Source organism: Candidatus Xiphinematobacter sp. Idaho Grape (assembly GCF_001318295.1).
Classification (GTDB): domain Bacteria; phylum Verrucomicrobiota; class Verrucomicrobiia; order Chthoniobacterales; family Xiphinematobacteraceae; genus Xiphinematobacter.
In genome coordinates this window covers 101,574-122,113 of record NZ_CP012665.1, presented here as the reverse complement: position 1 = coordinate 122,113, position 20,540 = coordinate 101,574, and the positions used below count along the sequence as shown (strand labels likewise).

The 20,540-nt window shown below is 47.7% G+C and carries 18 protein-coding genes; 6 read left to right on the top strand and 12 right to left on the bottom strand.

Annotated features, from left to right (window positions below; genetic code table 11):
• The first annotated feature begins 620 nt into the window (after nt 1–620).
• The gene (locus tag AMD24_RS00550) at nt 621–2,276 is read left to right on the top strand and encodes a TolC family protein (RefSeq protein WP_158404307.1); all 1,656 of its coding nucleotides are present in this window, start codon (nt 621–623) and stop codon (nt 2,274–2,276) included.
• Between the two features lie 257 nt (nt 2,277–2,533).
• Here AMD24_RS00550 and pheA read toward each other — a convergent pair whose 3' ends face one another.
• From pheA to AMD24_RS00490, 10 genes are all read right to left on the bottom strand, one after another.
• Nucleotides 2,534–3,421 (bottom strand): chorismate mutase, encoded by an 888-nt coding sequence (gene pheA, locus AMD24_RS00545; protein WP_082382979.1) that lies wholly within the window; start codon nt 3,419–3,421, stop codon nt 2,534–2,536.
• A 422-nt stretch (nt 3,422–3,843) separates the two neighbouring features.
• Nucleotides 3,844–4,002 carry a hypothetical protein gene (locus AMD24_RS04390; RefSeq protein WP_158404305.1) on the bottom strand — a complete coding sequence of 53 codons (159 nt, stop codon included), beginning with the start codon at nt 4,000–4,002 and terminating at the stop codon, nt 3,844–3,846.
• A 52-nt stretch (nt 4,003–4,054) separates the two neighbouring features.
• The gene (gene hpf / locus AMD24_RS00540) at nt 4,055–4,408 is read right to left on the bottom strand and encodes a ribosome hibernation-promoting factor, HPF/YfiA family (RefSeq protein WP_158404303.1); all 354 of its coding nucleotides are present in this window, start codon (nt 4,406–4,408) and stop codon (nt 4,055–4,057) included.
• Between the two features lie 973 nt (nt 4,409–5,381).
• Complete coding sequence (gene ruvB / locus AMD24_RS00530; RefSeq protein WP_062100200.1) at nt 5,382–6,383, bottom strand: Holliday junction branch migration DNA helicase RuvB; 1,002 nt, start codon at nt 6,381–6,383, stop codon at nt 5,382–5,384.
• An 883-nt stretch (nt 6,384–7,266) separates the two neighbouring features.
• Nucleotides 7,267–8,091 (bottom strand): indole-3-glycerol phosphate synthase TrpC, encoded by an 825-nt coding sequence (locus tag AMD24_RS00520; RefSeq protein ID WP_062100198.1) that lies wholly within the window; start codon nt 8,089–8,091, stop codon nt 7,267–7,269.
• Nucleotides 8,092–8,112: 21 nt separating this feature from the next.
• Nucleotides 8,113–8,274: a hypothetical protein gene (locus AMD24_RS04385; RefSeq protein ID WP_158404301.1), complete on the bottom strand. Its 162-nt coding sequence runs from the start codon at nt 8,272–8,274 to the stop codon at nt 8,113–8,115.
• Between the two features lie 333 nt (nt 8,275–8,607).
• A complete protein-coding gene (gene cutA, locus AMD24_RS00510; protein WP_062100196.1) occupies nt 8,608–8,934 on the bottom strand; it encodes a divalent-cation tolerance protein CutA in 327 nt (108 codons plus the stop codon).
• Entirely contained in the window at nt 8,931–10,064 is a 1,134-nt protein-coding gene (gene mnmA, locus AMD24_RS00505) for a tRNA 2-thiouridine(34) synthase MnmA (RefSeq protein WP_082382978.1), read from the bottom strand. The genes cutA and mnmA overlap by 4 nt, the downstream gene beginning before the upstream one ends.
• 846 nt (nt 10,065–10,910) lie before the next feature.
• A complete protein-coding gene (ybeY, locus tag AMD24_RS00495; protein WP_062100194.1) occupies nt 10,911–11,489 on the bottom strand; it encodes an rRNA maturation RNase YbeY in 579 nt (192 codons plus the stop codon).
• An 845-nt stretch (nt 11,490–12,334) separates the two neighbouring features.
• A complete protein-coding gene (locus AMD24_RS00490; protein WP_082382977.1) occupies nt 12,335–13,378 on the bottom strand; it encodes a PhoH family protein in 1,044 nt (347 codons plus the stop codon).
• A gap of 689 nt (nt 13,379–14,067) precedes the next feature.
• Here AMD24_RS00490 and AMD24_RS00485 point away from each other — a divergent pair.
• Genes AMD24_RS00485 through kdsB form a run of 3 tightly spaced genes read left to right on the top strand, consistent with a single transcriptional unit; the run spans nt 14,068 to nt 16,374 of the window.
• Entirely contained in the window at nt 14,068–15,078 is a 1,011-nt protein-coding gene (locus AMD24_RS00485; RefSeq protein WP_082382976.1) for a bifunctional heptose 7-phosphate kinase/heptose 1-phosphate adenyltransferase, read from the top strand.
• Between the two features lies 1 nt (nt 15,079).
• The gene (locus AMD24_RS00480) at nt 15,080–15,634 is read left to right on the top strand and encodes a D-glycero-alpha-D-manno-heptose-1,7-bisphosphate 7-phosphatase (RefSeq protein WP_062100192.1); all 555 of its coding nucleotides are present in this window, start codon (nt 15,080–15,082) and stop codon (nt 15,632–15,634) included.
• Complete coding sequence (kdsB, locus tag AMD24_RS00475; RefSeq protein WP_062100191.1) at nt 15,622–16,374, top strand: 3-deoxy-manno-octulosonate cytidylyltransferase; 753 nt, start codon at nt 15,622–15,624, stop codon at nt 16,372–16,374. Before AMD24_RS00480 ends, kdsB begins: the two co-directional genes overlap by 13 nt.
• Here kdsB and trpD read toward each other — a convergent pair.
• Nucleotides 16,371–17,420: an anthranilate phosphoribosyltransferase gene (trpD, locus tag AMD24_RS00470; protein WP_158404296.1), complete on the bottom strand. Its 1,050-nt coding sequence runs from the start codon at nt 17,418–17,420 to the stop codon at nt 16,371–16,373. The genes kdsB and trpD overlap by 4 nt on opposite strands.
• 452 nt (nt 17,421–17,872) lie before the next feature.
• Complete coding sequence (locus tag AMD24_RS00465; protein ID WP_062100189.1) at nt 17,873–19,042, bottom strand: cysteine desulfurase family protein; 1,170 nt, start codon at nt 19,040–19,042, stop codon at nt 17,873–17,875.
• A gap of 611 nt (nt 19,043–19,653) precedes the next feature.
• Here AMD24_RS00465 and AMD24_RS00460 point away from each other — a divergent pair.
• Together AMD24_RS00460 and AMD24_RS00455 are read left to right on the top strand one after the other, a co-directional pair.
• On the top strand, nt 19,654–20,082 hold the full coding sequence (locus AMD24_RS00460) for a DUF883 family protein (RefSeq protein ID WP_062100188.1): 429 nt from the start codon (nt 19,654–19,656) through the stop codon (nt 20,080–20,082).
• A 48-nt stretch (nt 20,083–20,130) separates the two neighbouring features.
• The gene (locus AMD24_RS00455) at nt 20,131–20,505 is read left to right on the top strand and encodes a phage holin family protein (RefSeq protein ID WP_062100187.1); all 375 of its coding nucleotides are present in this window, start codon (nt 20,131–20,133) and stop codon (nt 20,503–20,505) included.
• Nucleotides 20,506–20,540 lie beyond the last annotated feature (35 nt).

Genomic DNA, 20,540 nt, shown 5'->3' with positions numbered 1-20,540 from the left:
TGCCCCCACACTTCTACTGAAGTCCCTGCTGTCGCATGAGAATAAAGTTCATCATTGCTTGATCCGAGGTAAAGGGCTAGTTAGTTGGGCGCGCCTGGAGTTTTTTCCTAGAGGGTTTCTGCTGCTAGAATCCAGTTCCCGCGCGGCCTCATTTGTAGGGACTGCAAGAGCCACACGCTACTTGGAGGTGTTGTGTTTATGTCCGTCGGGGCTAGAAGTGGCCTGAAAAAGCCTCCAGCTATGGAGAGAGTTGAGAGAGTTTGGCAAAATCCGCAAATTGCATTCTTGGAACCAGCCTCAGCAAGGAGTCGATAAGTGAACAGTAGCGTAGGATGTTGGAGAAGCCTCGCGAGAGGCGCCCGGTCATGTTCTTTTATTCTGTTCCCTGTAAATCCCCGTTCCAATATTGCAGGATGCCGCTTGCATGCTGCCAGGCTCACACTATGAGGAGTAACATCTTGGAAGGGCAGGATAGTCAGTGCTATAGAAGAAATTCCCCTTTTGAAAAAAGAGTCACAGCAGTTGGCAAGTTGTCGAGTACCCGTCCTGAAGGTCAATTAGCCAGGTGTAACTTTCAAGAAGACCTACGCCTGCTAGTTAGAAAGTGGCATCTGGGAAGTGTGTTGAGTACTGTCCTTTTTACTACTTCTCTCCAGGCAGAGCTTTCGATTACTTCCCCGTCATTTTTTCTTATTCCCTCTTCGGGGGCACAAAGTTCTTTTCCAGTCGCATCCTACCAAGCTACTCCCTTTTTTCCACTGACGTCTCTACCAGTACCTTTCTGTTCTCGTCGGTCTAACCGGATGTCACTGGCCTCCGTAGCGAATTTTTCCGCCTCTGGTGTACTCTTTGTAACACCATTGCTTGCCAGTGATAGCGTTCCTCATGTCCGTCCCGATAGGATAAAAAAACTTGGCATTAATCCCAAGCTTCTCACTCTCAACGATGCCATGCGATATGCGCTTCGACACAATCCAGAAATCCTGAATTCCATCCAGCAAATCCGGTCTGTTCATGGAAAGCTTATTAGCACACGTGCCCAGCTTCTGCCACGACTTGTCGCAACTAGTGCTTTTCAAGATGTGCCATCTTCAATTACCAACGCCTTTAATGAGATTCCGCCCGTTACAGATAGCTCTCCCATGAAATTCCCTAGTGGACGCGGTACGGTGAATCACTTTTTTTGGAAGACACAACTCGCCGCCCAACAGCTGGTATTCGACGGGGGAGGAAGTTTAGCCGGCATGCGAGCCGTAAAACATCAGGAGAATATGTCTTTCTTTACCTTACGCAGCACAATCGATAGTGTTATTGCACAGGTAAAAACTGCATTTTTTCGAGTCATTCTCGATCGCGCTCTCGTCGCAGTTCAGGAGCAATCTGTTGCCCTGCTAGAAGACCAGTTAGAGAGCCAAAAGAAGCACTACCAGGTGGGCACCGTTCCAAAGCTGGACGTACTCCAGGCTCAGGCAGCCGTTGCTAGTGCGGCGTCTACTCTGGTGAGAGTGCAGAACAACTTGTGCATCTCTCAGCATCAACTTGTTAAACTTCTCGGAATGAACTATACGAAACACGCAGAGATTCCCTTTCGTGTGGTAGGTGATCTAGAGGTAAGGTTCTGCGCCGTCTCTTCAGAAGAAGCCGTTCGAATAGGACTTGCCAGAAGTCCAATTCTAAAAGCCCAGCGAGAGTGCATCCTCTCGCAAGCAGCTTCGGTCAGGGAAGCTATTTCTAATAGGTATCCTAAGATCACTTTAGGTGGTGGATATCTCGTTCAAAACAATACCCGCTCCCATCCTAGGAGAGCTACGGGTGGATGGTTTTTCGGTCTTAATGGGACTTGGAACGTCTTTGGTGGACTCAATGCCTATAGCAGCGAGGTCATACAATCTAAGGCGTTGCTGGAGCAGTCTAGAATCAGATACGACAACAGTGCACGCTCTGTTATTGCCAGTATTCAGCAGAGCATTGCCGACTTACGGCAGGCTCAAGAGGTTATAAGGAGCCAACAAGCCAATGTAGTGCAGGCGGCGGGAACACTTCGACTGGCCCGCGAGCAATTTGACAGTGGCGTAGGAACCCAACTGGAAGTTTTTAATGCCAAGATCAAATTACTCCAGTCGCAAACCGCCGTCCTCCAAGCACGGTTTGGTTATATCCAAGCCCTGGCACAGTATGAAGCCATGCTCTCTATCAATACGCAGTATAAAGAGACCGAAGCCCTCTTAACTAACAAAGAGCAGCAACATTTTGAGAAACTAAATAGCGCCGGATAGATCCCCCCTTATCTGCGCCCTGCGCGTGAGATGCCTAGACAAGCGTTCCTTAACCCCATTTGGCCTACCACACACAACCCGCGGCGACACCCACTATCAGTTGGATAGTACTATCATAGAATGAACTTGTATAGCCCACCTAGTCTCTTGACTATCATGCTAGTCCGTGCCCAAAATTTGGATTTTGTTATTCTCCTTTCCCTTTATTGTTGGTGCAGTACCCTAAGTCATGATGTTCGCGTGTTAATTCCACCGTACTATTGCCTAGGATAGCTGCCTAGAATTTTTACAGTCAGACAGTATCTGGATAGCTCTAGAAGGGAGTTGCTAGCTTGTAGCTGCGTGCTGTGCCCTTCTGCTTCCATTAGGAAGAAAAGGTCTCCAGTACCGTTCTTCTCAGTGGATGATTGACTGGCTAACGGGGTAAAACTAGTGGAATGCTCCTTGAAAGACTCTAAGGTAGCTAGTGCTCCAGGTTTGTTTTCCAAGCGAAGCAAGACAAGTGTGCGATCCGCTCCCGAAGGGAGGGTCGGAACGCGATTGAGGACTAAAAACCGATCACTCCCCCCATTCCTAGAATCTAGTGAGATTTCGGCACATATGCTTAGCTCAGTCCTTGCTAAGTCACTTAATAGTTGTGCTGCTACTGAACTTCTTACTTCAGTAGTACCAGTAGCGATAGGGATTACTCCACAATCCGCTTCATTTTTAGTAACTCGTCTGAACACCTCCGCAGCTTCCTGACAAAAGGCATATTGCACAGTAGAACCAAAACGACGACAGGCCGCCTGATGAGTTATTCCAGCTGCAAGTCCTAAACAGGCCACCACTACCTCCTTTTCCAGGGCGCGGCAGGCAGAGATAATCTCCCGATAGATAGCATGAACCGATGCTGCAGATAAAGCGCTATTGTTTTTTTCTACTAAGTGGCGAAGCAATTTCTCCTCCCTATCGGGAGCGTAGATGGGAAGACCTTCCTGCTGCTTTAGCTCTCCTATCCTGCGAACCATAGTCACACGTTTGTTTAAAAGTGATAAAATCTGTGCATCTACTGCATCAATTTGTTCTCTCAGCGTTTCCAATTTAACGGGAGTTTCTGCAGCAGAGGCTGCCTTCTGTTGGATAATGGGCATTGTGTCAGCCATGACTTCAGCTCCTACTTTTCACTTTTTACTTCCCATGGTTTAGATTCTTGGAAGAAGCAAAAACCTATTAGATCTATAGTCTGAATAGACCTCTGACTTGTTGAGGTCTGCCCTTTGGTCTGCAACAAACTCTCGTGTTCCCTTCATTTTAGGCAGAATATTTGTTTTTTGTCTTCATCTAGCACGATGCAGTAGAAGTAGAATACTGCCGTCTTTTCTCTGGGAGAGGGGAAGAGGTAAAAGCAACCCCTTCCACCACAGAGAGTCAAGGAAACCAGGCATCCAGTATAGTAAATGCCAGAGTACAAAATTCTCCATTGGTAGTCACCCTGCGAATACGTCCAAGCCCTTTCATTCAAGAGATTTCTATAGGGAAAGCAACAAAGTAATCCCGGAAGGTAATCTCTGCTGCGAGCTACTTCTCAGCAAGTACGGACCGCCATAACGAGACCGTGATCATCAGCAGATTCCTCGCGCTGAAGACTTGAAAAGAAAATCTGCAGGCTAACCTTGGCGAAGCTGTTGTGGTTATACTCGTGCCATCCTCCCTCTCCAGTTAGAGGACGAAGTATGAACTGCAAGGTCACCTGAAAACTTTTGGCTGATACCCACTTCTAAAGAGCTGTCATTACTCTACCGTCTTCCATATCCACGTTTACTGCTCTCCTTTGCAAGTTGTGAAATGTGCTTCTTCCGTTCTTGGATTTTTGTCTTACGCTTACGCAAAAGCCTTGCTAGCTTTGTGGAGACCTTATCGATAGCAGCATAAAGGTCGTCCTCAGCATCTTCTGCGTAAATGTCTGGACCTGGAATTGCTAGGTGAACCTTAATTACATATTTTTTCGTTCGTGTCTCATCATGGAGAAGAACCACATGAGCTGCTAGGATCTGCTCTGTCATCTCTTCTAAGTGAGAAATTTTGTTTGCTACATACGAATGAATAGCGGCAGTTAGAACTAGATGCCGAGGACTGAGATGAATGTGCATAAAACGCATCCTAATAAATAGGAGAGGAAGCTGCGAGAAAATAACCAATAGCCCCCATCGACGGGAATCATAAATGAGGCATAGTTTTCACCATAAATTATGAAGAGCTGACACCCTAAACTTAATGCTGATGGGGGGTTTACCAAAAGTTGTCTCTTGGATGGATTGTGGCCATGCCCAGTGCGGTGCAGTCCTACACCAGAGCATGCTTCCTGCAGGATTTTCTCGTCTTACTTCCAAAAAACTGCCTGTACGCCCCATGCATGGGGGCAGGCAGACTTCATTAGCACTTAACCTTTCAGAAGAAACGTTTGCAACTCTCCTGCAAAAAGGCTATACCCCCTGTGCTAGTACCTAGAACCAGGTGATCGTATTAGCTTAGCAAGTGGATCCCAGTACCATCACTGATGGAAAGAGGATCTAGATGGATGGCTAAGTTCTGTCCAGCATATGTGTATTCTTTCCGAAGGCACTTCCTAGTGTAGAGTGTGACACACTGAGAATTTAATCTGCTACTAAATGGGAAAATAACCTCCGGCCCTAAGGGCAGATCCGCCAGTGTTCTTTATAGTCTATATAAACCTTTATGTAGAGTATCTAGGGTAGCATTGATGCTCTACTTCGAAGGGAATAACATGACTATGGCTTCAGGGGAGAATAGTACTGCGAGTGGGGTTGGGTTCTCCCTGAGGAAGGGTGCCAGCTATGTAGCCTCTCGCCTGCTCTCTGCTAGGAGTGAAGAACTGAACTAAATTCCTGATGCTATCAGGATTCGTATTGCGCCTGTATGAGTGTATTCCTGTTGTGTTTAGGCCACGCAGGCTTCTCGAGAAACCGAATGAGGCGGGGAGAAAAGCCAAACGGTAATGATACAAAAACCCTCCAGGGATAGATGATCAATTACCTCGAACGGTCTTTTCTTAGCCGGATGAAATGAACCTTAGCTTCTATTCAGAATGGAAGCCCATGATTCCTACTTTGGAATGGACTCATGTGGTACGGGAGAGGAAATACCGATTTTCTGGTAGGCGCGTGCAGTAGCGACACGCCCATGAGCTGTACGTTGGAGGTATCCCTGCATAATTAGATACGGCTCATGTACTTCCTCTAGTGTCCCTACTTCCTCTCCAACAGCCACTGCAAGTGAATTTATTCCAACCGGTCCCCCATCAAACTTGCCAATAAGAACCTCTAGAATGTGCTTGTCCATTCTGTCGACACCTTCCTCATCGATTTCTAGCATTGTCAGTGCTCGAACAACTATCTCCTGAGTGACAATGCCGGAAAATCGAACTTGAGCATAATCTCGCACCCAGTGGAGCAAGTTGTTAGCAATGCGCGGAGTGCCACGGGAGCGACGGGCGATTTCCGAGGCACTAGCTGCGTCGATAGGAAGGTCTAGCAAACTAGCGCTACGTTCTACAATCTTTTGTAGATGAGTGACGCTATAGTAATCCAATCTGCAGGTCATATCAAATCGAGAACGTAGTGGGGATGAAATCATCCCAGAACGGGTAGTAGCTCCGATAAGAGTGAACTTAGCGAGATTGAGACGGATACTGCGCGCACTAGGACCTTGATCAATAACAATATCCAGCCTAAAATCCTCCATGGCAGAATAGAGATATTCCTCAATGGCAGGTTGTAAGCGGTGTATTTCATCAATGAACAACACCCCCCCATGTGGTACATCCGTCAAGAGACCTACAAGGTCCCCCGCTTTTTCTAGTAGAGGTCCACTAGTGGTCTTTACATTAGTGCCCACAGTACCGCCGATAATGTTAGCCAGCGTAGTCTTTCCTAAGCCGGGCGGACCACTCAGAAGGATGTGTCGCAGAACATCTCCACGCTTCTGCGCCGCCTCCACCATTAGTTGCAACCGCCCTACGGCCTTCTCTTGACCATAAAACTGTTCAAATACGGAAGGGCGTAGAGAGTCTAGTGATGTATTAGGTATTTCTTGATGGCCTTTCACCTAAGAGAAACAACCCTCCGATAAGGAGAAGCAGTGTGGATAAGCAACACAAAGGGACGTCACCCAGAAACAAACCACTAGTCCTGTCAAAAGCAAAACTTTTAAAAGACAGAGAAAACATATGGCAATTGGAATAAGACAGAAGAGTACATCCCAAGGTCCGTTGATAAAAAGACCAGGGCTGCTACTGTACCCCCAACCAACTGGAATAAAAAGCAAGAAATATGGGTAAAGAAATCCATTCTGGCTCAAGCAAATTTTTAAGGATTGCGCTAGAGAGAAAAACGGTAAATGGATCGCTAATCTACCACTGACCCCTACGCCCCCTTAAAAAAAGGGGGAGCAATAGAAGGACAGGGTAATTTTCAAATGTAGCGAGAATTCTATGCGCAGAAAAGATGATCATTCCTAGCATCTCAAGACCATTGAAAATGTCGCATCCGCCAAGGAAATGCCGAAAAACAACGCGGGGTCATTTGTGCTTACAGAGAGACAGCAGCTGATATTCTACAACGGCTGAGGCTACCTGCTCCATACGAAACCCGGTATACCCTGAGTTAAAAGTCCGTCCTGAATAAGCATAAGCAGCAAAATGGATGGAACGGTCGTCCGGAGGAGACATTTGGACAAAACAAGAAAAATCTGGCAGAATGGGCGGGGTATGGGTGCACCACAGCTCAATGAGCAAGCACGGAGGAAACAACGCGAAAGATTTCCCGAATGTTGCAGTTTTAATTTCCCATTCTTTCAGTTCCTACATATGAGCACTCGCTCGGATGAGACAGGCGAGACCCTACTGGAAGTAAGAGTAACTTACAAGCTTACAGTCTTTTCCAACAGGAACCAGTACCAGAGAAGGTGCACGTAAAGTTACAGCATCGAGCTAAGACTTACCGCAAGAGAGTTGTTTTTCAAAGTCTGCAAGGCCAGCCCGCACCCCCAGGTTATCACGCAGCAACGAAGTGCCGACCAGGGCAGCTTGAAATTTCCCACGCACATGGCCCAACATCGAGGGAGAAAGTCCACTCTCCGCCACTCGGATAGCCGCCACCGGTAGCTTTTCGACGAGCTGAAAAGCGTCTAGGTTGACGCTAAGATCTTCATTTGACATGCCTGTAACCCCAACAAAGCCCCCTTTATCCTTAAACCTTCTGCTGTTAATTCCCACTATTTTTGCGTCTGGTGGAAGGAGATGAATTTCTTCATCGGTATGGACCTCGAAAAGAGCTTCCATACCTAACTCACGGCATAGATCATAGAAACCACGAAGGCGGGGAACATCTAGCACATTTGCCATCAGCAGCAGGGCATCTGCACCAAAGGCGCGAGCTTCCCAGATTTGGTATTCTTCTACGATAAAATCCTTGCGCAAAATCGGTTTTGAGGAATTCTTGCGGATCTCTCCCAGCTTCTGGATGGACATGCCAAAGTAGGAGAAGTTTGTAAGCACAGAGATAGCCTGCACGATAGAGGCCTCCTCGTAGGCCTCTGGTGCACTTTTGACATTTTCAGCGCGCATAGGCCCCACGCTAGGAGATTTTTCTTTAATTTCAGCAATAAGACAAAAGCTGCTCCTCAATTTCTGATCCAACGCAATAACTGGTGGTGCATCTGCTACCATCGACCGTAAATCTGCAGGCGTGCGTTGTATTTTTGCCGAACTAAGCTCTTTCCGCACGGCCTTCAAGATTTCTTCAAGGAAAGTCATAGCAAGTTCGCCTTTGTAGATCTAAGGGTGTAGCGGGTGAGAATCTGTTTGTCCTTCCAGGAAACGGAAAGTAGTACTTAGGGTTACCTCCAAGTACTCATACATTGCAAGAATTAGTCCTTCCCCTCCCAGCCGAAAATTCTGCAGAAGGCGATTGCTTCTGGAAACGGCCCAAACGCTCATGAAGCAGTGGACCAAAGGGGAGTGTTACCCAGTCTGACCAGGATACGAACTCTTCAGAAAGAAGAGGACATTAATCTTGGACTCTCCGGAGTGCGTGCTGGCATGTCAAGGGCTGGGTTGTTGGGCGGAGGCGATAATAAAGACTACGGATGTCAATTTAGTTTTTCCGCGGCTGTGGAAAGGACGCAGCGGGACGGGAATTTGCGTTAAGGGAGAAACAAACCGTCCCTCTTGCCTTTTGGTCGTTATTCCCAAGGCAACTAGCGTCCTAAAAAGCAGCAATTAGAAAAAGCCTAGTTCTGTGCTCTTCCAAAAGACAGGTTTGCCATCCCCTCATCCCCCTTCACTTTGTGTGCAAGACTGCCTGATCCAAACAGCATAGGCAGCAAAGCAGGAATCTGCCTTAAACGATAGGATTTCTGGCACATTATAGGGGTGCATTCTCTGAATTTCGACCTGAAGTCTTTCCACACAATCCGTAGTAGTTTTCAGTAGAAGGAGGCATTCCCGATTCTCTTCTAAATTTCCATTCCAGGTATAGATAGAGATTGCTCCCGGGAGGACGGTGCCACAGGCAGCCAGACGAGCTTGCACAAGCTGGCGTGCAGTTTGTCTAGCCTGAACAGAACTTGGGAATGTGGTTAGAACAAGCTGAATCATCCTGCCGACGTTTTTTTGCGACAAATCCAACCACCACCCCTTACCTGATCATGATGATAGAAAACGGCAGCTTGTCCTGGAGCAATAGCACGTTGTGGTTCTTGCAATCGTACCAAAGCGCGCTTGCCGTCCATTGGATGCAATACAGCCAATGTGCCACGGTGAGTAGAGCGAATTTTAACACTTACTTCTATACTCCCCTCCAGGGGAACTCCCAGCCAATTCATCCCTTCGACCTCAAATTCCTCCCGAATCAACTCTGTCTCAAATCCCACAATGACTCGGGAGTGGGCGGGATCAATATCCACAACATACAGAGGCTGTGGAGACCCCCCTGGGAGGCCCTTACGTTGGCCGACGGTATACATTTCGATCCCATCGTGAGGTCCCAAATATTTGCCAGAGGTATTGTAGATGCCCCCCGTACGGAGTTCCTTCTTACCAAGGTGGCTCTGGAGGAAGGTTTTATAGTCATTATTAGGTATAAAACATATTTCCTGGCTATCCTTCTTGTCCGCAACTTGCATACCCAATTGACGTGCAATATCACGAACCTCGGGTTTAGTCATCCCTCCCAGAGGGGTCAAAACTCTTGTAAGTTGCTCTTGGGAAAGACTGAATAGAAAATAGGACTGATCCTTAGATAAATCTGTTCCCTTGCACAGTATAGCCCCAGTTTCTGTGTGACGAATAGTAGCGTAGTGTCCGGTGGCAACATAGTCAGCATCTAAAAACTTAGCTTTCTCCCAGAGATTTCCAAACTTAAGCTTCTCATTGCATATGATACATGGGTTGGGCGTACGTCCTGCGCGATACTCCCTAGAGAAATAGTCAATCACTAAACGCTCAAAGTCCATAGCCTCGTCCACTACATAGTGAGGTATGTCAAGAACATGCGCTACCCTACGTGCATCCGCGACCGCCTGTGGTCCGCAACATTTATCTTCCGTGCGAGATAAGCAGTCCTGCGGCCAGACTTTCATGGTAACCCCAATCACGTCCCAGCCTCCCTCCCTAAGCAGATAAGCGGCAACACTGGAATCTACTCCACCACTCATGCCAACAAGCACACGCTTGCCACCTCCCACGCCTAGATAGGAAGGAGCCTTCGAATTCTGACTGGCATGCATGGGGGAAAAATAGCTGGAGAAGACCGTAAGGTCAATCATCCTCCTGACCTGTACCCCGCTATGGACTCCGGCGGGGTACAGGTCAGGAGGCAGTGCTCGACTGAAAAAACGAATCAATCTAACATCAGAGCTCAGGTCCAACAAATCCCCCTTACACTAGACCCACGTTCAAGCTGGCCACCTCAGCGGTGCCGACGACCCCTAGGGTACTAAAAGTACTCAACTGATTCTTCTCAAGTATCTGATGCTCAAGCCTATAGTTGAATGCTACTCTTCAAATCCCTATGGGTTAATGGACATAACCTCCTCCTTAAAGGGGGGCGATTCCTATTGATTGGATTGGCCAAGGAGATGACAGCAGAATCAGGAATGTATTCGTGCATCCCGGATTGACGTAGCCCTGTCCCTCTTTCTTCCAGCCTAAGGAATAATGAGAGGTGTCTAATATCGTGTGGGCATTCCTCCTACTAACACTGATTATTTGGCCTTTTCCAAAAAAAACCCGCAGACCCTTTGGAAGCTAGAACAGCGTAGTATTTACTTCTCTGGGATCATTGAGAGACATCAGGCCCCAAATCCATTCCAATTTGCTCCTTCGTTCCGTTCTGGAAATTCTTCTGCCAGAAACGATTGGATTACGAAACACTTCGTCTCTAATAGCCTCACAATGGACCCCTCCATTTATAGACGGGAGTTTAATGGCCTCTGGCATTCTCATCCATCGATATGGACGAAGTACGCCCGCGTGCATAACTGGTTTTTTTAATTATCTTCCTTAGTGTACCAAGCTTCTACACCTCTGCCTGTCTATTGATTGTATTCGGTCTGCTGCTACAGCAGCCGTTTTTATGTTAGATGTAAAAGGATCCGCCAGTAGTGCCGTGTATGATCCCCCAGCCATAGTTCTTGGTGCACCTTTTTTAAGATCTTAGTCTGCCTTCTCCTCATTTTTGCAGCTTGCAGTGTAGTATGGTCGCTATAGCCATTAAGATGCAAAAGCCCATGAATCAGACAGAAAGCGATTTCTACCGTTGGAGAATGTCTGTAAAAGCTACTATTGACAGAAGCAGTCTCCGCACTAACAATGACCTCTCCGTACGGGAATGTTACAACGTCTGTAGCAGAGTCTTCTCCGAGAAACTGCCTATGGACTGCCGAGATAACAGCGTCGGACACAATAGCTACCTCAACTACAGGAAGGTCCGACAAGACAGATCCAGACCCACCCACCTTATCAGAACAGTGAGGCAGAGCCAGGACCCCCATCTGCCTCAAAAGAGGCATATCCACGCGCACCTCTCGCTGATAGTTGACCAGATCCAGGTGAATACCAGTTTGCTTCCATGGACTGTGCGCAGACCCACCAGCAGGTCTTCTTCCTCTCCTCATAACGCCGCGGGCAGAGGTAATATGTGAACGGAGCATACTTGCAAGATTAATCGGAGTATTCTACCATCTCCAAGATATAATGTGCTTGTGGAGAGTGTGCCCTGAGTCAGCGATTTTTTAAGAAGTGGAGAGGCTCTAGAGAGCCGGAAAGACTCTCATTTCGGGATAACGAGAGCCGTTTTCCTGTGTGTCAAAGCGCGCATCTCAGGGACATACCTGTTCATGGTCTTACCTTTCCAGTTTGCTAGCGTCCCGTTGTTAGATTAACTTATACCCTGCGGGCCCCCTCCTAGAAGATCATACTCTGCTCGGCCAGGAGGGTTTTCCTCCACAAAATTTTGGGTCCATGATCCTGCCAAAAATGATAGCCGGATTTCATATGCAGCCTATACCTACTGATAACCTAAGGAAATTAGGAGAAACAGGTCTGCACACAAATGCTCTTAAAGTCTTGAAAAGTTTCTGTATGTAGGGTTGTGCACCTATTTCCTAGAAGCAAAACGCTAGCAGAAAAACGCATAAGGCGCTGAAAACAGTATAAACGAGGGTTAGTGTTGCTCTCTTCTATACATCCTATTAGACACATCCATTAGAGACCTTATCATTGCCAAACTGTACAGAGAGATGCCAGCGTCAGCCTTTCTGTTCGTAGGGAATTGAGAGCTGCTAACCGCAGGCATGGTTGCAGGGGAAAAAGTTAGACTAACACAGAAGGATGAGAAATCCTTTTATAATAATTTATTCTGCACGTCTGCGAAAAGCACCAGAACCCCCTATGTGACTCCTCGTAGAGTGGGGGTTGTCCCTATCCCGATGCTTGCGGAGAATAGGAAGGGAGTGGAATCCCTTCTTTCGCGGTCTCCGCGACCGGATTTAAAGGCTCAGTCCCCCCCTACTTCGTCGTGCTGGGGGCTCTTTTCTTTTTGCGGGGGGCGCTTATAGGATGTGTTGTTGCCCTGCCTCTCCGGCCCCTGCCCACGGTAGGCTTGATAAGCACGTATTACAGGCTGTACAAGCGGATGCCGCATAACATCCCTTTCCGAGAAGTGGTGGAATTCAATTCCCTGGATTCCCTTTAGGGCTGCTACAGCCTCGAGGAGGCCACTTCTTTTGTTTCTCGGTAAATCAATTTGTGTTCGATCCCCAGTGATAACGCACTTCGAATCCACTCCCAGACGGGTTAGAAACATAAACATCTGTTCTGTGGTCGTATTTTGAGATTCATCCAAGACAACGAAGGCATGACTGAGGGTCCGTCCCCGCATGTAGGCCAAGGGAGCAATCTCCATCACACCCTTGCATATGCTACGCTGAATTTCATCAGTTCCCAGCATATCATGCAAGGCATCATAGAAGGGCCGTAGGTATGGAAGGATTTTATCTTTCAAGTCTCCCGGTAAAAATCCCAGAGCTTCTCCTGCCTCAACCGCCGGACGTGTAAGTATAATCCTGCCAATCTTGTCTTGTTTCAGTGCGGCGACGGCTAGCGCCATAGCCAGGTAGGTTTTTCCAGTCCCGGCTGGACCTAGCCCAAAAGTAATGTCAGCATTCTTAATGGCCTCTATGTATGCTTTCTGCCCTGCTGTCCTAGGAACGACCGGAGGTTTATTGGGAGAGCATAGTATCTTTGATTCCACGAGGTTAGAGAGAGTATTCCCGCCATGTAGCCTTGTGGAGGAAAAAAGCGCGTGCTGAAACTCGTGCTGTCGGATGTTAATTCCATGCTTTTTGGCATTTTCTAACTCCCGGAAAACGGAACATGCCCTCTCCACGGCAGACCGCTTACCCTCAATACGTATCCACCCATCCCGAGTTATTATTCGAACGCCGAGTTTACTTTCCATGTCATACAGAAAACGCTCCTCGTTTCCATAGAGAGATCGTAGCATGCGAGCGCTGTCAAATTCTAGGACTAATGATTCCATACAATCTGACTATGTGTACCTTAACAAGTACAAGTGCTGGCTTAGTCTTCCCCGCACAGGTCCCTCTTTTTCCAATGCGCGCTTGTATAAGCGTAACCTCCTCTGACACGATGAGACCTTACTTCCCATAAGTAGGGAAGCGAGCAAGAGGGACGCATACTGTTTTTTGTGCGCCCAAACTGGGCCTGGTACAAGGAGCATAAGATGTGTATGCCGCGCTGAGAGCTACACTGCCATGCAGATTGCCTCCATTTGGCTGGGATTTTTATCCCGTGAGGCATCACATTTCCTACGCTCTTGCCTGGAAGGCCCAACTCTGTTGAGACTTTTGTGGTAATACGCTGTCATCTATGAGAAATTTATTGGCTCATAAGGGGTCGGTTAAGTAGCGTGGCAGACCACAAGCCACTAGACCCTGCTCTTGGGAGAAAAAGAGAGAGTCTATCCATCATGGGAATTTCTGCAGTCCTGATATGATTTGGAATCTGTCCGATGATTATCGTACAGGGACATCTGTACACTCGCAAGGTTGTGATTGATCCTCCGCGTACATTCCCCCTAAGGGAGCTTCTACGTGGAACCGAGAAACATTTTCGATTATTATGTCACGGAAGAGCAGGCTATATTAGACATCTCAACTAAACTATGCTGCTGTTGTAATAAAAGGTAATCCTTAGGTCGCTAAGAAAATGAATGTCCACAGGTTACAACGACTTCTTTGCACATTTGCCACCAAGCGACTAGCTGTTATCGGAGATATTATGCTAGATGAGTTTGTCTGGGGAAGGGTGTGTAGGGTCTCTCCAGAAGCGCCTGTCCCAGTGGTAGAAGTCCAAAGTGAAACTCACTACCCCGGTGGAGCCGCGAATGTAGCCCGAAATCTCAAGCCGTTTTGCCAAACTGTATACATCTTTGGTCTCATTGGCAGGGACTCTGCAGGAGACTGCCTAGCTCGGCTGCTGAAGGACGAAGGAATCCTAACAGGCTATCTTGTTAAGCAAAAGAATTTTTCTACGGTTGTGAAGACCCGCATTGTTGCTCTCCACCAGCAGATAGTCCGGATTGACAGGGAAAACAATGGTCTCTCTACTGCTGACACAAGAACAACAAGCAAGCAGGTCCTAGAGATGTTCCAGCAACTGCTGCCTTCACTGGACGGCATCATCTTCGAAGATTATGGCAAGGGTTTTCTCAATCAAGAGTTGAAAGATCAGTTATGTCATATGGCTAATGGGAAAGGTGTTTTCATAGCTGCTGATCCAAGCTCTAGAAATCTTTTAGATTGGACCGGTGTGACTGTTATAAAACCGAATCGAAGTGAGGTTTTCGATTTTGCAGGCGTTCCGTCTGCGCTCGTTAACATTGCTAATCCAGTAGAAGATAGACAATTGTTACAAGCCTGCAGAAGGCTACAAGCACGCTGGGAACTTCCGCAATTGCTGATTACGCTGGGTGAGCAGGGTATGCTTCTGATCCGTCCTGGGTTTTCCCCTCATTATATTCCCGCTCACGCCAAGGAGGTTTTTGATGTTTCCGGAGCGGGAGATACCACTATTGCCATGTATACTTTGGCACTATGTGCTAGTGCTACACCAGAGGAAGCTGCTGAAATTTCTAACCATGCAGCTAGTATAGTAGTCGGAAAGTTGGGTACAGCTACCCTGACTGCGGAGGAACTAAAGGGAAGCTTTGAACAGTAAGATGGCAACGGAAAATAATAACGAGCAACCTGCTGTTTTTTTTGATCGTGATGGGACATTAATGAAGGAAGTCCATTTTTGCCATGATCCTGTCAATGTACATGCCATCCCTGGGATGTGTGCATCGCTTCGTCGATTGCGGATGCAGGGATGGTTGGTTTTTGTCATTACCAATCAAAGTGGCATTGCATATGGGAAGATTTCACTCTCTGAGTATGAGGCAGTTCACTGTGAATTAATGCGTCAACTGGATTATCAGGTTGATGCTACTTACTTCTGTCCTGCAGTCCCTGGTGGAATAGAACGGCGTCGCAAGCCCGATATCGGAATGGTCCTGGAGGCTACAAAAGCATTTTCTGTGGATTTACCACACTCTTATTTCATCGGCGATAAGGCTACTGATATCGAATGTGGAAGACGAGCTGGCATGACCTCCCTCCTTGTAACTACTGGATACGGCACACAACATCTGAGTTGCGGAGCCGATAAAATTTTCGAGGATGCTGTGGCGGCTATAGATTTTATTCTGCGTAAATCAGCACTATGGGACGTCTAGTCATTATCATCCCAGCAAGATGGGCTTCCACACGATTTCCTGGAAAATCTTTATGCCTTCTTGCTGGGAAGCCCGTATTACAACATGTGTGGGAGCGGTGTTGCTGTTGTATGCAAGTAGATGATGTCTACATTGCCACAGATGATGAGCGGATCTTTCAAGCGGCAAAGAACTTTGGTGCACAAGTCGTCCGCACTTCCCATACGCACCTTACCGGAACCGATCGTGTTGCTGAAGTGGCTGCCAGGCTACCAGGGGGGGTTACCCACATCATCAATGTTCAGGGTGATGAACCAATTTTGGATCCATATCTCCTACAGCGCCTTGTACAGACCATTGACAACTCCAAGCACTTGGAAATGCTCACAGCAGCAACTCCGTTCCCAAAGTGGGCCGATCCGAACAATCCTCACATGGTCAAGGTAGTAATCAATAGTCAAGGGCATGCACTCTATTTTTCTCGCAGTGCAATCCCCTTTGTCCAGCATGAAGAGGATTACCCTTGTCGGCTACTGCATGTAGGGATGTACGGCTTTGAAAAAGCGTTTCTTTTAAAATTCGTTTCTTGGAAACCCTCTCCACTAGAACGGTGGGAAAAGCTGGAACAACTCAGAGCACTAGAAAATGGCGTCCGGATTCAAGTGCTCCTTACGCAGCGTGCCTCCATAGGTGTAGATACCCCCAATGACATTGGGAAAGTAGAAGCAATTCTTCAGGCAGAACACAACAACTTTGTTTAGTAGCTGAACTTGATTAGCTTCTGTAGTCGGAGGAATGCTTCCCCAGAATTGATAGCTTCAGAAGCAAGTTCTACACCATGGAGAAGATTAGTTGCAATTTTACAGGCGCAGAGAGCAGCAGCAGCATTTGCTAAGACCATGTTCCTTCGGGGACCACAGTCTGATCCCTTCAGGATGTTCAGAAGTATACGTGCGTTCTCCCCAGCATCTCCACCTAGAAGATCGCTCAGGCGAGCCGCGGCAATCCCAAAATAGCGGGGAGAGATCTGAAAAATCCTTTTTCTACCGTCTTGCTGAAGAGTGCACACTGTTGTTTGCCCTGCTATAGAAACTTCATCCATGACTTTATCCGACGATTCAACATTGCCGCAAACTACCCATGCCGCTTTTCTTCCAAGCAGACCTAAAATGTAGGCGTAGCTCTCCATTAACAGTGGGTCACAGACCCCCACTAACTGGTAGTTGGGACGAACAGGGTTAAGGAGAGGACCCAAAAGGTTGAAAACGGTGGGGATATTTTCTCTGGAAAGAAGGTGACGTACTGCGGCAACTGCTTGAAACGCCGGATAATAGGTTGCTGCAAAGAGAAATACACAACCGGTAGATTCAAGCACTATGGGGACCCTCTCGATAGGCATAGATATGTTGACTCCAAGAGCCTCTAGCACGTCCGCACCACCACTACGCGAGGTAAAGCCCCGGTTGCCAATCTTCACCACTAGAGCTCCACATGCCGCAGCAACAAACATCACTGCGGTTGAAACATTAAAAAGTCCGAGCCCGTCTCCACCTGTCCCGCAGACATCTAGAAGAACGCCAGAATGGCGGAGAGCGGCTGGCACAGGATTAATGCTCTGCTCCAGTAATACTTCTGCGAATGAGGCTATTTCGCTTGGCGTTTCTCCACGGCGATGCAGTCCGCGCAAAAACCCTGCCTTCATTTCAGGAGCACCTTTCTCGTCGAGAAGCATACAGCACGCCTCTTGTATCTCTTGCCGACTTAACTCTTCTCCAGATAAGACTCTCCTTATCCATATGTCATTCACGATATTTGCTGACTAATAACCACTCCAAACTGGAATGTCCCAATGCTAATCAGATACGACACAGCTACACCACAATTCCTAGCTCCTATATTAGTCTAGATTATCGTTCATCTTCCTGGTAGCATACCGCCCCCTCTTGTTTCATCCTTGTAGCTACCAGTTGCATCTGCATCCCTTAACACAGGTATACATAAAATATACCCTCAATGGTCCGATAGGATAGAGTTGCATGGGAGAAATCAAGGAAACAAGACTAGTATGAGTATCTCATATGAGACTAATGAGATTATTCTTAACCTAGGGATGCTGACTATTTAGGGTCTAATATCGCGGGGTCCTTGACCTTTAGAATCTCCTAATGAGTAAAAGGTGGCAGGAAGCACCACAACCCTCAGTCATTGCTTTGAATAAAGTGAACAAGACTCAACCAAAGGAACAAAAGTGTCTAGAGCCTATTTGCACATTTTATCCATCCGCAACCCTGCGACACGGTGTAGAACACGTTGCATAGCATGTACGGTAGTTTCTATTTCTTTTTCCGTAGTAAAATGCCCCAGGGAAAAACGAATGGTCGATTGTGCGAGACTTGTAGGAACTCCCATGGCAAGGAGAACATGAGAAGGCTGCATAGAACCTACCATACACGCCGAGCTACTGGAGACACAGATCCCTTCCAGGTCGAGAGCAATAAGCAAGGTCTCGCCCCCTTGCACATTAGGAAAGCTGACGTTGAGTGTATTTGGCAGAATATCCTTAGGATGTCCGTTACACACCGCCTCCGGGTAAATATCGCTCAGGCCTCCCCACAGACGTTCGCGCAATGCCATTAGTCTAGAAGCCTCCCCAGGCATAAACCCTGTAGCCATAGCTGCTGCTGAGGAAAGTCCGACAATACCGGCTACATTTTCAGTACCTGGTCTATGTCGACCTTCTTGGGAGCCTCCAAAATGAATCGCCTCCATGGAAACTCCTGAGCGGAGAAAAAGCGCTCCAACCCCCTTGGGGCCATAGAACTTATGGGCAGCAATTGAGAGTGCATCTACGCCAACTTCGTGAGGAGAGATCGGCTGCTTGCCGAAGCTTTGTACCATATCGCTATGGAAGAACACCCCTTGTTCCCGACAGATCTCCGCTAAAACTGAAATGGGTTGCAGAGTCCCTGTCTCATTGTTTGCTGACATAATAGACACTAGCGCAGTCTCTGGACGAATCGCAGCACTAAGCTGATTAGGATCTACCTGCCCAAAACGGTCCACCGGAAGGATAGTAACCTCAAAACCCTCACGACGAAGGTACTCGAAGGAGTGCAGTACCGCATGGTGTTCTGTGGCACAAGTAATAAGGTGAGTTCCCCTCCCTGGAAGCCTGGCACGAGCCAGACCAAGAACAGCCAGGTTATTAGCCTCCGTACCCCCGCCTGTAAAGATGATTTCATGCGGGTGCACTTTTAGCAAGGAAGAAAGTACCTCGCGAGCATTGTCGATAGCTGCCCTAGCTCGCCTTCCTACTCTATGTTGACTAGAAGGATTACCATAAGTATCCTTATTGGCCAGATAAGGCATCATAGCATTAAGCGCTTCTTCAGCCAGAGGGGTAGTCGCATTGTAGTCTAAATAAACCATTGTCCTCCTATTTTTTGCGTTTTGGTATTACTCTTAGCTGCGTTTTTCATAATTTCGATGCACTCTGAAGAGAGAATCAAGGGACATGCTTAGCTAGCATATCCCTAGCATATCCCGCCTTGGAGGATAGGTATTGCTGTTCTGGTTGAAATGAGAGCGGCCCCCTGCCTCTTTTTCATTCAGGGAGAGAAGCTAGCCACCGTATAGTAATTGTCGTGATATGGCAAGTTTCTCCAAAAAAGCAATATATCAAGTAAGGAACGGGTTCAGCTCTTTGGAGAGAAGGTTACCAAAAAGGCGGCCGTCAATTTCCTTGTTAATGCTTCTCTCGTCCAATGTGTAAGCCAACATGTAAGGTAAATCCGTTACGTTGGACTACGCCACCATTCAGCTGCCCAGACCCCTGGTTGTGGCATACACAGACAGTGCGCGAAGCAACTGAGGCCAGTGTACAAAACATCTTGATGGGGACACCCCATGAAGGGAAGTATGATTGCTCGCTAGTTCTGCTAGAATAAAAGGGCGAATCCAATATTGGTACCAAGTCTCGATCATGCTTGCCAACTACCTGATATGGGGAGTAGAGTCCGGGGAACGTTGAAACAATTCCTATGTCAGATCCAACTGAAACCATATCAACCTCGGAAGCTATCTCAGCATCGGCAAAAAAGAAATTAGAAAGCAGTTCAGAGCATGCCCGTAGGGCATGGGAAGCCACTGCCCAGGCCGCGAAACACGTAGGTGATACAGTGAAAAAAGAGGCTCAGGCTGTACTTTCCAGTGGCAAGGATCACCTTGGAAAAGCAGCCCAAAATCTCAGCGAGGCTGCTTCTGACGCTTGCGGAACCCTGCGTGGCCAGGCTTCTCAGAAGATCCATACTTGCCGAGAGCAAACCGAGGCTGCCCTTGAAGAGGTTTCCGCTAAGGCGAAAACTCTCCAATCTAATGTTGAGGATTATGTTCATTCTCATCCGTTGAAGTCCGTCGGAATCGCAGCAGGAATTGGCTTTGTCTTAGGATTCGTCCTTTGGCGACGCTAATTTTTAAACGCATCCATGCCCGGTTTACCATCTCGGGAGAGTTGAGGAATGGGAGGAAGTTTTGGTGAGCTAAGGGCTCTAGCGAGGGGGGTGGTTCGACATTTTACTGCGCGGTTGTTTCTGGCGGCGTGGGAGGGCCGCGAGGCAGGTAGGCGCTGTTTTCGCTTGGTCGTTACCTTCGTGATCGCAACCCTCCTCTTTCTGATCAGCTATTTGCTTCTACTTTCGTTCTTGATATTGTCCCTAGCCAGGCTGGCTGGAGAGGCATGGGAATGGTTGCTGCTGGTGCTTGCTGTGGTCCATGGGATGGGCGCTGTAGCATGTGTAAGCATCTTTACCAGGTGCAAGCACAAACCAATTTTTACGGCCACCCTCGCAGAGGTGAAGGAAGACCTGAAGACTCTAAGGCTCTTCACCAAGTGAACTCTTTTCCCACCAAACAACTCATTTTGGCGGAA

Bases quoted from the DNA above. Each gene is read 5' to 3' on its own strand.
- pheA (WP_082382979.1), bottom strand. From the start codon at position 3,421: ATGGCTGACACAATGCCCATTATCCAACAGAAGGCAGCCTCTGCTGCA.
- hpf (WP_158404303.1), bottom strand. From the start codon at position 4,408: ATGCACATTCATCTCAGTCCTCGGCATCTAGTTCTAACTGCCGCTATT.
- AMD24_RS00520 (WP_062100198.1), bottom strand. From the start codon at position 8,091: ATGACTTTCCTTGAAGAAATCTTGAAGGCCGTGCGGAAAGAGCTTAGT.
- AMD24_RS04385 (WP_158404301.1), bottom strand. From the start codon at position 8,274: ATGAGCGTTTGGGCCGTTTCCAGAAGCAATCGCCTTCTGCAGAATTTT.
- cutA (WP_062100196.1), bottom strand. From the start codon at position 8,934: ATGATTCAGCTTGTTCTAACCACATTCCCAAGTTCTGTTCAGGCTAGA.
- mnmA (WP_082382978.1), bottom strand. From the start codon at position 10,064: ATGCATGCCAGTCAGAATTCGAAGGCTCCTTCCTATCTAGGCGTGGGA.
- ybeY (WP_062100194.1), bottom strand. From the start codon at position 11,489: ATGCTCCGTTCACATATTACCTCTGCCCGCGGCGTTATGAGGAGAGGA.
- AMD24_RS00490 (WP_082382977.1), bottom strand. From the start codon at position 13,378: ATGGAATCATTAGTCCTAGAATTTGACAGCGCTCGCATGCTACGATCT.
- AMD24_RS00485 (WP_082382976.1), top strand. From the start codon at position 14,068: ATGAATGTCCACAGGTTACAACGACTTCTTTGCACATTTGCCACCAAG.
- AMD24_RS00480 (WP_062100192.1), top strand. From the start codon at position 15,080: ATGGCAACGGAAAATAATAACGAGCAACCTGCTGTTTTTTTTGATCGT.
- kdsB (WP_062100191.1), top strand. From the start codon at position 15,622: ATGGGACGTCTAGTCATTATCATCCCAGCAAGATGGGCTTCCACACGA.
- AMD24_RS00465 (WP_062100189.1), bottom strand. From the start codon at position 19,042: ATGGTTTATTTAGACTACAATGCGACTACCCCTCTGGCTGAAGAAGCG.
- AMD24_RS00460 (WP_062100188.1), top strand. From the start codon at position 19,654: ATGTCAGATCCAACTGAAACCATATCAACCTCGGAAGCTATCTCAGCA.
- AMD24_RS00455 (WP_062100187.1), top strand. From the start codon at position 20,131: ATGGGAGGAAGTTTTGGTGAGCTAAGGGCTCTAGCGAGGGGGGTGGTT.